The sequence below is a fragment of the Micromonospora sp. NPDC047762 genome, assembly GCF_043204655.1.
Lineage (GTDB): Bacteria > Actinomycetota > Actinomycetes > Mycobacteriales > Micromonosporaceae > Micromonospora.
In genome coordinates this window covers 388,457-401,248 of record NZ_JBIDCQ010000006.1, presented here as the reverse complement: position 1 = coordinate 401,248, position 12,792 = coordinate 388,457, and the positions used below count along the sequence as shown (strand labels likewise).

The 12,792-nt window shown below is 70.3% G+C and carries 8 protein-coding genes and 1 riboswitch; of the genes, 5 read left to right on the top strand and 3 right to left on the bottom strand.

Annotation, left to right across the window (positions count from 1 at the left end; genetic code table 11):
• Window positions 1–66: 66 nt before the first annotated feature.
• A riboswitch (cobalamin riboswitch) is annotated at window positions 67–222 on the top strand.
• Window positions 223–256: 34 nt separating this feature from the next.
• From ACGF3C_RS21055 to ACGF3C_RS21045, 3 genes are read left to right on the top strand one after another with little or no spacing between them, the layout of a single operon-like run.
• Window positions 257–460 (top strand): CbtB-domain containing protein, encoded by a 204-nt coding sequence (locus ACGF3C_RS21055; protein ID WP_355010105.1) that lies wholly within the window; start codon window positions 257–259, stop codon window positions 458–460.
• Entirely contained in the window at window positions 451–1,221 is a 771-nt protein-coding gene (locus ACGF3C_RS21050; protein WP_357228848.1) for a CbtA family protein, read from the top strand. Before ACGF3C_RS21055 ends, ACGF3C_RS21050 begins: the two co-directional genes overlap by 10 nt.
• The gene (locus ACGF3C_RS21045) at window positions 1,218–1,802 is read left to right on the top strand and encodes a histidine phosphatase family protein (protein WP_357228851.1); all 585 of its coding nucleotides are present in this window, start codon (window positions 1,218–1,220) and stop codon (window positions 1,800–1,802) included. The genes ACGF3C_RS21050 and ACGF3C_RS21045 overlap by 4 nt, the downstream gene beginning before the upstream one ends.
• An 80-nt stretch (window positions 1,803–1,882) precedes the next feature.
• Here the strand turns inward: ACGF3C_RS21045 and ACGF3C_RS21040 are convergent, their stop codons facing one another.
• Window positions 1,883–3,385 (bottom strand): MFS transporter, encoded by a 1,503-nt coding sequence (locus ACGF3C_RS21040; protein WP_393224361.1) that lies wholly within the window; start codon window positions 3,383–3,385, stop codon window positions 1,883–1,885.
• Between the two features lie 213 nt (window positions 3,386–3,598).
• On the opposite strand from ACGF3C_RS21040, the gene ACGF3C_RS21035 reads away from it, so the two are divergent.
• A complete protein-coding gene (locus ACGF3C_RS21035; RefSeq protein WP_357235420.1) occupies window positions 3,599–4,231 on the top strand; it encodes a TetR family transcriptional regulator in 633 nt (210 codons plus the stop codon).
• 77 nt (window positions 4,232–4,308) lie between these two features.
• Here ACGF3C_RS21035 and ACGF3C_RS21030 read toward each other — a convergent pair whose 3' ends face one another.
• Window positions 4,309–9,924, bottom strand: coding sequence for a GH92 family glycosyl hydrolase (locus tag ACGF3C_RS21030; protein WP_393224357.1), 5,616 nt, complete (start codon window positions 9,922–9,924; stop codon window positions 4,309–4,311).
• A gap of 273 nt (window positions 9,925–10,197) precedes the next feature.
• The gene (locus ACGF3C_RS21025) at window positions 10,198–11,277 is read right to left on the bottom strand and encodes a glycoside hydrolase family 19 protein (protein ID WP_357228549.1); all 1,080 of its coding nucleotides are present in this window, start codon (window positions 11,275–11,277) and stop codon (window positions 10,198–10,200) included.
• A 426-nt stretch (window positions 11,278–11,703) separates the two neighbouring features.
• On the opposite strand from ACGF3C_RS21025, the gene ACGF3C_RS21020 reads away from it, so the two are divergent.
• Window positions 11,704–12,735 (top strand): polysaccharide deacetylase family protein, encoded by a 1,032-nt coding sequence (locus ACGF3C_RS21020; RefSeq protein ID WP_357235794.1) that lies wholly within the window; start codon window positions 11,704–11,706, stop codon window positions 12,733–12,735.
• The last annotated feature ends 57 nt before the right edge of the window (window positions 12,736–12,792 follow it).

Below are 12,792 nucleotides of genomic sequence, written 5' to 3'. Positions count from 1 at the left end.
CTGCGGCTGGTCCGCCTCGTCGACGTCCCGGTGTACGGACGCGCCCGGGGCGCGGGGTCCGGGTTGACCGCCTGAGGCGGCACCGATACCGTCGACGCACTATCTGCGGCGACGCGAGGGAAGCCGGTGTGAATCCGGCGCGGTCGCGCCACTGTGAGCGGTTCCCCAATCACCATTGGGGTCCGCGAGCCAGGACGCTCGGTCGTCCGCAGCCTTGCGATGGGGACGCGTCATCCCTGGGGAGGTTCGTGTATTCATGTCTAGCTCCGCTACCAGCCAGCCGGTGGTGCACCCCGCTGGCAGTGCCCGTCTCTTGTGGACCGCTCTGGCGACCGTTGCCGCGCTCGCCCTGCTGACGTATCTCGTCGCCTTCGACCAGGGGGCGGTGTCGCGCAGTGGGATGTACCTGCACGAGCTGATGCACGACGGCCGGCACCTGCTGGGCGTCCCGTGCCACTGACCACCACCAGCACTCCCCCGTTCCTCGCCGTCCTCGTCCGCGGGCTGCTGGCCGGCCTGATCGCCGGCCTGTTGGCCGGGGCGTTCGCGTACGTCGCTGGCGAACCGCACGTCGAGGCGGCCATCGCCATCGAGGAGGCGGCGACGCACGCCGAGCCTGCCGTTGGTGCGCACGATCACGAGGACGCGCTGGTCAGCCGGACGGGTCAGCGGGGCGGCCTGTTCCTGGCCACCGCCCTGTTCGGGGCCGCGATGGGTGGCCTGCTGGCCACGGCGTACGTCCTGCTGGCCCGGCGGCGGCGCGGCGACGACGACGGGCGGTGGGGTCTGCTGCTGGCCGGCGCGGCGCTGCTCGGTGCGGTGATCGTGCCGTTCCTCAAGTACCCCGCGAACCCACCGGCGGTCGGCGACCCGGCCACCATCAACCAACGGACCGTCACCTACCTGTTGATGGTGGTGCTCGGGCTGGTGGCCGTGTGGGCCGGCTCGCTGGGCTACCGGTCGGTCGGTGCCCACGCACCGACGTGGCTTCGCGCCGCCGCGGCCGTGGGCGGGTTCCTCCTGGTCACGGCAGTGTCGTACGTGGTGATGCCGTCCTTCCAGGAGGTTCCGGCGGACTTCCCGGCGACCCTGCTGTGGAGTTTCCGGTTGGCCTCGCTCGGCACCCAGGTCGTGCTCTGGACCGGCATCGGCCTGCTGTTCGCGGCCCTGATGCACCACGAGCGGCGTCGCCGGGCCGGTTCCGCGCTGCCGAGCACGTGACCGGCACCAGCCTTCGGCTGGTCGCCCACGGTCACACCGCCGCGCTGCGCCGGGCCCGCTTCGGCGGTGCCGACGACGGCCTGGACGAGGGTGGCCTGCGTGCCGCGCTCGCCCAGGCCCACGCGGGTGCAGACCGGCGTTGGCGCCTCGGGGAGAACGCCACCTGCCTGTCCAGCCCCGCGGTGGCCGCCCGACAGACCGCCGACGCCTTCGGCCTTCTGCCGACGGTCGAGACCGCGTTGGCCGACTGTGACTACGGGGACTGGTCCGGCCGGTCGCTTGAGGAGGTCGCTGAATCGCAGCCGCAGGCGCTGCACGACTGGTTGTCCGCCCCGGACTGCGCGCCGCACGGCGGTGAGTCCGTCACGGAGGTGCGGGATCGGGTCGGCAGTTGGCTGGATGCGCAGCACCGGGCTGGTGGACGAGTCATCGCGGTCACCCACCCCCTGGTGATCCGGGTCGCGGTGGTGCACGCCCTCGGTCTTCCGATGGCGACGTACCGGCAGGTGGACGTCGAGCCGTTGGCTGTCGTCCGGCTCACCAGCCAGGGTGCGCGCTGGCACCTTCGACTGGGCGGATAGCGAGCAGGTCGAGGCCACACCGAACGGCGCAGGCCGTGCCCACTCCTGGTGGGCACGGCCTGCGCCTGTCAGCCGCTTGCTCAGTGCTGCCGAGTGGGCAGGTGCAGCTCGACCGGCTCGGGCGGGAGGTCGTCGACACCGGCGGCGACGGCCTGCTCGTGGCGGCGGCGCGCCGAGGGCAGGGCGAGTGCCGCGAAGACGGCCAGGACCGCGACGCCCGCGCACACCCAGAAGCCGGCGGTGAACGCCGTGTCGGTGGGTAGCCCCTGTGGAGTGCTGTTCGAGGTGATGACGGCCGCCACGACCGCCGCGCCGATGCTGCTGCCGATGGTGCGGGCGATGGTGTTGACGCCGCTCGCCTCGCCGGTCTGCCCGGCCGGGACGCTCTCGATGATGGCGTTGGACATCGCCGCGAACGCCAGGCCGATGCCGGCGCCGGTGAGCACCCCGGAGAGCAGCACCTGCCAGGTCGCGCCGTGCGCGAGCGCCGGCAGCGCGAAGGCGACGACGACCGCGACCGTGCCGAGGAACATCGGCACCTTGGGGCCGAAGCGACGGTCCAGCAGACCCGCGAGGGGGCCGAAGACCACCATCATCAGGACGGTGGGCAGCAGGAACAGGCCCGCCTGGGACACCGTCTTGCCGAACCCGTACCCGGTGGCCGCTGGGAGTTGCAGCAGGGTCGGTACCAGCACGAACGTCCCGAACATCGCGAAACCGAGGATCAGGGCGACGAGGTCGGTGGCCCAGACACCGCGGATCCGCATCAGGCGCATGTCGATGAGGGGCTCGCGTACCCGCAGCTCGACCCGGACGAACACCACCATCGCGACCACGCCGAGCAGGAACAGGCCGATGGTCTTCGGCTCGGTCCAGCCCCAGCCCTGCCCCTTGCTCACGGCCAGCAGCAACGAGATCAGCGACACCGACAGGATGGCCGCGCCGAGCATGTCGAGCCGTCCGGGCGTGCGGACCCGCGACTCGGGCATCCCGAAGATGGTTCCGAGCAGCGCGACGACGACGAGGACCAGTGGCAACCAGAACAGCCAGTGCCACGACAGGTGCTCCACGATCGGGCCCGCGGCCACGATGCCGACACCTGCGCCGACACCGAAGATCGCCGACAGCAGGCCGACGGTGACGCCGACCTTCTCCCGGGGCAGTTGGTCGCGGACGATGCCGATCGAGAGCGGCAGGATCGCTCCGGCGGCTCCCTGTAGCGCCCGCGCGACGATCAGCACGGTCAGGTTGGGGGCCAGAGCGGCGAGCAGTGTGCCCGCGGCGAGGACCGCGAGGACGCCGATGAGGACCCGGCGCTTGCCGACCATGTCACCGAGACGTCCGAGAATGGGCGTCAACACCGAGGCGGCCAACAGGTACGCCGTGAGCACCCAGCTGATGTCTCCGGTCGAGACGCCCAGGTCCCTTCCGATGGTCGACAGCGCGGGCGCGACCAGCGACTGGAGCACCGCGAACGCCAGGCCGCCCAGCGACAGGTACAGCACCAGGAGGGTGCTGTTGGCGCGCGGGGCGGCGCCGGACGCGGAGTCGAGGTTCGTCGACTCCTCGATGGTGTGGGTCATGAGATCCCCGAACTAGATGTAAACGTTTGCTGACTTAGCCAGTATCCGCAGCCCAGGACTCATGTCAACAGTCGTTTACGTCACCATCGGCTCGTACCGGACCTTGCGGTCGACAGAAAGTCAACATATGTTTACTTGCTGGCCCGCACCGAGCAGCAGATAGCCGGACGGCAATACACCGACTCCGCGCCAGAGCGACAGGAAGGACGCGCCGTGACAGCAGAACCGCCCGTCCCCACGACCAGCAACACCGCCGGCGAACCGCCCCAGCGTCGCCGTCGGGACGCGGCCGAGACCCGGCAGTTGCTGCTCGACGCCGCCCGCCAACGCTTCGCCCGGGACGGCTACGCGGCCACCACCGTCCGGGACATCGCCGACGACGCGGGCGTCAACGTGGCGCTCATCAGCCGCTACTTCACGTCCAAGGAAGGCCTGTTCGAGGCGTGCCTGCGTGCTGCCGGCGACGAACTGGGCCGAACCACCGGTCAGACGCCGGCCGACCGGGTGCCCGAAGCCATCGCCCGGCACATCGCCGGCCTCGGCGCGGCGGGCCTGTCGAGCCAGCTCGCACTGCTGTTGCGGTCGTCCGGGGACGCGGAGGCCGACGATATCCGGCGTGGCGTGCTGGCCCGTTCCAGCGAACAGCTGGCAGCGGCTCGCGGGTGGCGTCCCGGCGATCCGGACAGCCAACAGGTCCTGCTCCGCGCCCAGATGGCCCTCGCCGCCGGCATCGGAGTCGCGGTGCTGCGGTCGTCGATCCGGCTGGAACCGCTGAGTTCAGCCACCGAGCATGACCTGGTCGGGCCGCTGCGCGGCCTGGTCGACGCGCTGCTGCCACCGCACTGAGCGCAGGCCACCCCGGTAGCGCGTGGGGCGGGCCGTGACCACGGCCCGCCCCACGCTGCGTTGTCCCCGGCTCGGTGCTAACCGGTGACGGTGAACGGTCGGGCCACCGTGGTGGCCGACGTGGCGCCGTTGAGCGTGACGCTGGTCGCGCCCGCCTTCGCCGCGCCCGGAACGCTGACCGTCGCGCCGGAGATGACGCCGTCACCGTTCGCGCGCACGGTGCTGACCGCCAGTCCGGTCCCGAAGGCGATCGTGACCACCTCGTTCGGCGCGAACCCGGAACCGTCGACCATGATCGACGTGCCGCGCGGGCCCGAGGTGGTCAACAGCGAAACCCGCGGCTGGTAGGTCCGCGCCTGTGGCTCCCCGGTCACCTGGACGGTGGCCGTGGCCGGCGTACGCGAGGACGCGCCCGTCGCGGTGACGGCGTACCGGCCGGGTTGCGCGTCACCGGAGGTCGGCACCGAGGCGCGGACCGTTCCCGTCGCGGAGGCCGCGACCTTCATGGCCCGGCCCGGGTCGGTGCCGACGTTGACGGTCACCTGCTCGCCGGCGGCGAACCCGCTGCCGGTGACGGTGATCGCGCCGCCGGTGGTGACGGCGCCGGACGCGGACAGCGTGATCGCCGGCTGCGATCCGCCCCGAGCCACGGTCACGGTGAAGGATTCGGTGCTGCTCGACAGCGTGTCCCACGCGGTGACGCGCACCGTGTAGGTGCCCTCACGTGCGTAGGTGTGCTGGCCGCTCATCGCACCCGACGCGCCGATCGTCACATCGACCGGAACCGTGCCGTCACCCCACTGGACGCGGGCGCGGTAGCCCGTCGTACCGGGAACGCCGCCGGTCACCGCACCGAGGTTCGCCGCGAGGGCCTGGCCGGCGGTGGCCGTCTGGCTCTTCGGGGCGGCGGTCGTCAGCGCCGGGGTGGGCGTGCCGTCGTTGGCCACGGCGAACACGTGGATCCGACCCGCCGAGCGAGGGTCACCGGTCTGCGTCGGCAGGGTCACCGACACCAGCGTCTTGCCCGCCGGAATCTGGTACGGCGCGGTGGCGAAGAGGAACGGCTGGGCGCCGTCGCGGCTCGTGCCCTGCAACCGGTACGCCGTCCGGGTGACGATGATGTTGCCGTAGGACGGGGTGCCGTTGGCGTTGCCGCCCAGCGTCCAGTCGCTCAACTGGATCGGGATGCTGGCCGTGCTGCCGTCGCTGAACGTCGCCGTGCCGGTGGTGCTCTGGTTGCCCTGCGTTCCGGCGCCGATGAACGAGATGCTCTTCGCGTCCTCCGGAAGGTCGAGGACGACGCTCGCCCCGTTGCCGGTGGCGTTGTCCGGCTGCCCGGCCGGGATCACCGGCAGGGTGAACCGCAGCGCGGTTCCGGGAACCTGCTGGGCCTGGCCCTGGGTGGCACCACCGGCCGCCAGGGCGGCCCGGGAGTACGCCCAGGACTTGGCGTCACAGTCCGCGGCAAGGGCCCCTTCGTCGCCGACGCAGACGCTGTCGAAGGCGGCGGTGAGACCGGAGGCCGGGGCGTACGCCACCTCGACGCCGACCGTCGTGGAGCTCTGGGTCTCGCCGTCGGTCACCGTGACGTTCGCCTGGTGGTAGCCGGGCGTGGTGTAGGTGTGCGACCCACCGATGCGGTAGACGGCCCGCGAGCTCAACGTCACGGTGCCCTCGGTGGCCGGCGTGCCGTCACCCCAGTCGATGGTGGCCTGGTAGCCGCCGGCGTCGCCGCCGGTGACGGTGGCCAGCGGCACCGAGACGGGTACGCCGGTGGTCGCGTGCACACCGTCCGCCGCGGTGACGGTGATGTCGCCGCCCCCGAGGTCGAGGTCACCGCCGGCGAGCAGCTCGACCTCGGCGAGGGTGGTCTGCGCGGCGCCGACGGTCTTCGTGACGGCGAGGCGGAACTTCGCGAACCGTCCCGGCTTGTCGATCGAGTACGGGCGGGTCTGGTTGCGCCACGGGAACACCTGACCGTTTCGAGAGTCCACTGTGGTCCAGGTGAGGCCGTCGTTGGAGCCCTGCAGACGCCAGTCCGCCGGGTCGCCGGCAGCGGCTCCGGACGTGACCGTGTAGTACTTCGGCTTCTGCTTGCCACCACGGAAGGCCCAGGTGATCTGCGGGGTCGCCGAGGCGAAGGTCAGCTGCGTGGTCGACGAGTCGTCGAACAGCTTCGACGCGTCCTGACCGCCGGTCGCGGTCGCGGTGCCGAGACCGGGGCCGGTGACGTCCTGCAACGGCTTGGGCGCCTCGTCACCCTTGGTGAGCGACGGCGGGGCGTCGTTCTTGCCACTGCCCCACGACGACGGCTTGGATCCCATCTGGAAGTCGATGGTGCCGCCCTTGGCGAGCGTCGCGACATCCAGTGACAGGCCGCGCTGCTTCCTGCCGTTGACCGAGACGCCCTGCACGTAGATGTTCGCCGCGCTGTTGTTCGGCGCGTTGACGACGATGTCGCCGCTGCTGCGGCGCACGGTCATCCTGGTGAACTGCGGCGAGCCGATCGCCCACTCGGACGACCCGGCCTGCAACGGGTAGATGCCCAGCGAGCTGAGGATGTACCACGACGACATCTCGCCGTTGTCCTCGTCGCCCAGGTAGCCCTGGCCGATCTCACTGCCGACGTAGAGCCGCCGCAGGATCTCCCGCACCGTCTCCTGGGTCCTGGCGGGTGCGCTGGCGACGTTGTACATGTACGGGATGTGGTGCGACGGCTGGTTGCTCATGCCGAGCTGACCCATCCGCACCGCGCGCGCTTCGAGCATCTCGTGGATGACGCCGCCGTACCCACCGGGGCGGTCGGCGTTCTCCGGAGTCGTGAAGAACGCGTCGAGCTTGTCCCGCAGCGCCTTCTGCCCGCCGTACAGGTTGATCAGGCCCTGGCCGTCCTGCTGGGCGGTGAACGCGAAGTTCCACCCGTTGGTCTCGGTGTAGACGCCACCCCAGTCCAACGGGTCACCGGCGAGGAAGTTGCCGGCGGCGTCGCGGCCCTGGAAGAGCTTCGTCTTCGGGTCGAAGAGGTGGACGTAGTTGCGGGCCCGCTCCAGGAAGTACCGCGACTCCTCCGTGAGCCGGGCACGTTCCGACTTCGGCGTGGCCGGGTCCTTGGCGAGCGCCGCGGCCATGTTGCCGATGCCGAAGTCGTTGATGTAGCCCTCCAGCGCCCAGGACACCGACTCCCCTGTGGACGTCGGCGTGTAGCCGAGGAACAGGGAGCTCTCGATGCCCTTGCGTCCGACCGCGCTGCGCCCGGACGCGACGGTCGCGTCCTTGACGGCCGCGTCGTACGCCGCGAGCGGGTCGGGCAGCTTGACCCCGGTGAGGTACGCCTGGGCCAGTGCCACGTTCGCGCTGGTGCCGGTCATCAGGTCGGCGTAGCCGGGGGACGACCAGCGGGCGATCCAGCCGCCGTCGCGGTAGTGCTGCACGAACCCGTCGGAGATCCTGGCGGCGACGTCCGGGTACAGCAGCGCGTAGGCGGGCCACACGGTGCGGTAGGTGTCCCAGAAGCCGTTGTTGACGTAGATCTGCCCGTCGACGATCTTCGCGCCGGTCCGGGTGGGGGTCGACGCGCCGGTCGGCGCCGAGACCGGGCTCGCGTACTGCCAGCGCGGCGCGGCGGCGGTGCCGGTGTTCTCCGACTGCGAGTTCGGGTAGAGGTTCAGCCGGTACAGGTTCGAGTACATGGTGACGAGCTGCGCCTCGGTGGCGCCCCGCACCTCGACCCGGCCGAGCCGGTCCTTCCAGGCGGCCGTCGCGGCGGCGTGGATCTGGTCGAAGCTCTTGCCGGTGACCTCAAGGTCGAGGTTGCGGCGGGCCTGGTCGACGGAGAGGAACGACGTGGCGAGGCGCATCGTCACCTCCCGCGACCCGGAGATGTCGAAGGTGGCCGAGGTCGCGGCGGACGCCGTCGGCGCCCGGTCGAAGGTGCCGGAGACGAACATCCGGCTCCGACCGGCCGACAGGCCGCTGCCGTTGTCGACCCAACCGGTGAACGTGCCGTCCGTGCCGATGGTGAACGTGCCGTTGTGGAAGACGAGGCTTCCGGTCGGCTGCCCGGTGGGGAAGGTGAACCCCATGATCCCGGCGTGGTCGGTGGGCGACATCTCCGCGATCAGGCCGTTCTGGAGCGTGACCCGGTAGAGGTCCGGCTGTGCCGTCTCGTCGTCGTGGCTGAAGGCGAGCGCACGACTGGCCGGCTGACCGGTGAGCGACCCGCCACCGACGACCGGCATGACCGACATCTGGTTGCGGTCACCCATCCAGGGGCTGGGCTCGTGGGAGATCGCGAGGCCCTGGAGCATGGGCAGGTTGGCCTCGTTGTTCTTCCTGTGGTACTCGTACTCCCACGAGTCGGAGGTCGCGTCGGTCACCGGGGTGAAGAAGTTGAACCCGTTCGGTACGGCGGTGATCGGCAGGTTGTTGCCGCGCGAGAAGCCGCCCGTCGAGTTGGTGCCCCGCCGGGTGTCGACGTAGTTGGTGAGCTTCGAGCCGTCGATCGACGCCGGCGTGGCCGTCAGCTCGATGTCGTCGAGCCAACCCTGGAACCGGGCCTCCCCGGTGGCCTGCGGATTGTCGTACGCGAGCAGGATGCGGTCGATCGTCTTGCCGCGTGCGACGGTGCCCAGGTCGGCCTGCACCAGGTTCCACTGGTCGGCGAAGAGCACCTTCGAGGCGCCCTGACCGGCGCCCGTGAGCGGGTAGCCGTGCTGGTCGGCGGCCGAGCGACCACTCAGGTAACTGCCGTCGGTGAAGTGCAGGTCGACGGCGGTGTAGGTGGACGGGTACCGGCCGTCCCCGCCGGTGAACTCGGGGAAGATCTTGTACGACAGCCGGGTCTTCGGCCCGACCGGGATGCTGACGTCGAAGAGCTTGTTCGTCGCGTACGACCGGCCGTTGGCCTCGGCGCCGCCGGAGTAGCGCAGCGCGGCCAGTCCGGTGAACCCGACGTCCGGCTTCGTGGTGTAGCCGCCGTTCGGGCCGGCGGTCGCCTCGCTGACCATGGGGGTGGCCGGCGGGCGGACGTCCGAGCCGTCGCTGATGTTCCAGTCGGCGAGCTGCACGAGCGAGTCACCGGAGTTCGCGGTGACGTTGAGCCGGTAGAAGCCGTAGGCGTTCGGGTTGGTAAAGCTGTACGTGTTGGTGGCGAAGCGTCCGCTGAACTTCTCGCCGGCGCGCTTGTCCAGGTCGGTCCAGGTGCTGCCGTCGTTCGACCCCTGGACGACGAAGTCCTTCGGATCGCGGGTCGGCGCGTCGTTGGCAGCGGTCAGCGAGTAACGCCGCACTGTCGCTCGCGTGGCCAGCTGGTAGGTCACCCAGCCGCTGGACGCGAACACGAGCCACTTCGTCGACGGGTCGTCGTCGGCGAGGTTCGCGGCGACCTCGCGCGGCTTGTTCTCGTCGCTCGCGGTCACGGCGCTGACCTGACCGAGCATGCTGCCCGGCAGGGTGGCGACCTTGCCACTGAGGTTGGCCTGTACGGGCTTTCCGTTGGGGCCGACCTCGACGGTGCTGGTGGCGGGCTGCGGGTCGGCGGACTCGAACGAGGAGGTGAAGTTGCCGGGGGTGGCGGGGGTGGGGGCGGCGTTCGCCGGGGGCGTGGCGACGAGCAGGCCCAGGGGTAGCAGGGCTGTTGCCGTCGCCGCGATCAGGCGGCGCGAGAGTGGACGCGCAAGGGGGGTGTGCGACATGAGGGACGGAGCCTTTCGACTCGAACCGGGTCGAGTTCGTCGAACGTCTGGGCAGTGTGGAGCGGGTGGTGGGCCGAGCCCTGACATCGTTGTCATGAGAGTTCGTGAGCAACGGGAGTCGAGCCTGTGGACTGCCGCTGATAGTTCCGGGCGCAACACGGCCGTGTCAACGGGTTGGCCGCGCCGAAACGGCAGCCGCCCGCACCGGGCCCGGCCGCCGACGTGCCGGGCCTCGACGCCGTCGGATGACGTACGCCGAGGCCCGGGCACGGATCAGCAGTAGAGGTTGGCTCCGGCGGACACGCCGAGGATGCCGACGAACTGCTGGTACCTGGTGACGCGGCTCTGCACCTGGGCGGGGTTTCCGCCGTTGCACTCGATCGAGCCGTTGATGCTGCGGATGGTCTGACCGAACCCGGCGCCGTTGACCATCGCATTGTGGGCGGTCATGGTGCCCGGCCCGTTCTGGGTCATCCAGTACCAGATGCCGGTCTTCCAGGCCACCGCGGCGTCGGTCTGCACCAGCCACGGGTTGGTCAGCAGCGGCAGGTTGAGCGCGTTGCCCGCGGCGTTGTAGTTGAAGTTCCAACTGAGCTGGATCGGCCCCCGCCCGTAGTAGGCGGCCTGCCCGGCGGGACACCCGTAGGGCTGGCCGGGGTCGCAGTAGTGCGGGTAGTTGGCGGTGTTCTGCTCGACGATGTGCACGAGCCCGCCGGTCTCGTGGTAGACGTTCGCCAGGAAGGCCGCGGCCTCCTGCCGCTGGACGGTGGCACTGCCGCTCTTCGCGAACGCCGGGTAGGCGCTGAGCGCGGCGACGAGACCGGAGTAGGTGTAGAAGGAGTTGCGACCCGGGAACATCTGGTTGAACTGGGCCTCGGTGACCACGAAGCCCCCCGGGTTGGTGGGCGGCGGGGTGGTCGGTGGTTGACCACCACAGGTGTACGGCTCCCAGTACCAGGTGCTGACAACGGGGTCGTACCCGGGATTGTCGTGCTCGGCGATGTAGTAGAGGCCGTTGGTGTACCGCACGATCGCCCCGGTGGCGTACCACGTCCCGGCGGCCCAGTTCGGGTAGGCGCAGGTCCCCCCGGTGGGTGGCGTGGTGCCGCCTCCGCACGCGCCGAGGTCCTCCCAGACGCCGGTCGTGCCCGGCGGGGCCTCGTTCTGGGTCCACCATTTCGCCCGGTAGTTGCGGCCGTTGTGGGAGACCTGCGCGTCTCCCCAGTAGACGGCCGAGGCCTGCCACGACGCTGAGCAGGCCGCCGCCGACGCGGCGGTGGCCGGGACGATCGCGACCAGTCCGCCGGCGACGATCAGCGCCGCCAGCGCGACCAGCGCGCGGAGTCTTGTCATGTGGTTGCTCCTTCCTCGGGCCCCAGTGGCCGAGATCCGAGCCGGATATCGACGCAAGTGACTCTAACATCATCTGTTCACAGTCTTTACTAATTCATCGCCCTCGGACGACGGCAACTCCGTGGCCGGCCGCCGATACTTCCGATGAATTTCCGGATCAAGCGTCTCTTCAGCGCCATGGCTGGCGTCGATCGACTCCCCGGCAGATCAACGTCAGCGCAGTCACAACTGGCCACGGCACATGCATGCCCCACGAGCCGTCCTGCCCTGTTCCGGAGTGATTCCGGAACTTGTTGACGTGTTCGAATTCTCGCTGTAATACTCCGATCCACTGAGGTCGATGCGACAGCAGGCCGCGATCCACCCACCACCACACCTGTCCGGACTGCGCCGTCCGCCGTCCGGGTCTGCGAGAAGGGGCACCAGATGAGCAGACTTCTCCCCCGCACGGCCCTGTGGTCGAGGCGGTTGCGCGCGGCGCTCGCCGTCCTCGCCACCGCGGTCGCCATGTGCGGCGTCGTCCTCGCCGCCACCTCGACCCCGTCGAGCGCCGCCACCTGCAACGGTTACGTCGGCCTCACCTTCGACGACGGCCCGACCGGCAGCACCAGCGCGCTGCTCAACGTGCTGCGCAACAACGGCGTACGGGCCACGATGTTCAACGTCGGGCAGAACGTCCAGAACAACAGGTCAGCCGCACAGGCACAGGTGGCCGCCGGCATGTGGGTCGCCAACCACAGCTGGAACCACGCCCACATGACCTCGATGAGCCAGTCCCAGATGCAGTCGGACCTGTCCCAGACCAGCTCGGCGATCCAGTCGGCGACCGGCAGCCGGCCGGTGCTGTTCCGGCCGCCGTACGGCGAGACCAACTCGACCCTGCAGTCGGTGGCGTCGTCGCTGGGCATGCGCCAGGTGATCTGGGACGTGGACTCGCAGGACTGGAACGGCGCCAGCGTCAGCCAGATCGTGTCCAACGCGAGTCGACTCCAGGCCGGTCAGGTCATCCTGATGCACGACGGGATCCAGAACACCCGCGACGCCATCCCCCAGATCATGGCCAACCTGACCAGCCGCAACCTGTGCCCCGGCATGATCTCGCCGTCCACCGGCCGCGCGGTCGCGCCCGACGGCACGACCCCGCCGACCACCCCGCCGCCGACCACCCCACCGCCCTCCGGCGGCACCTGCACAGCGACCGCCACGACCCCCAACGTCTGGGGCGACAGGTACAACACGTCGGTGACGGTCAGCGGCGCCAGCACGTGGACCGTGGTCGTGGCCATCACCTCGCCGCAGCGGGTCTCCACCGTGTGGAACGGCACCGCCACCTGGGACAGCAGCGGGACGGTCATGACCATGCGGTCCAACGGCAGTGGCAACACCTTCGGCTTCACCACGATGACCAACGGCAACAGCAGCGCCCGCCCACAGATCCGCTCCTGCACCTCGGGTTGACATCGCCCAGGTTGAGTCGTGCGCGGTGGGTGCGCCCGGCACCCACCGCGCACCTGG

Excerpts from the sequence above, each read along its gene's own strand:
- ACGF3C_RS21055 (WP_355010105.1), top strand. The coding sequence starts at position 257 with ATGTCTAGCTCCGCTACCAGCCAGCCGGTGGTGCACCCCGCTGGCAGT.
- ACGF3C_RS21040 (WP_393224361.1), bottom strand. The coding sequence starts at position 3,385 with ATGACCCACACCATCGAGGAGTCGACGAACCTCGACTCCGCGTCCGGC.
- ACGF3C_RS21030 (WP_393224357.1), bottom strand. The coding sequence starts at position 9,924 with ATGTCGCACACCCCCCTTGCGCGTCCACTCTCGCGCCGCCTGATCGCG.
- ACGF3C_RS21025 (WP_357228549.1), bottom strand. The coding sequence starts at position 11,277 with ATGACAAGACTCCGCGCGCTGGTCGCGCTGGCGGCGCTGATCGTCGCC.
- ACGF3C_RS21020 (WP_357235794.1), top strand. The coding sequence starts at position 11,704 with ATGAGCAGACTTCTCCCCCGCACGGCCCTGTGGTCGAGGCGGTTGCGC.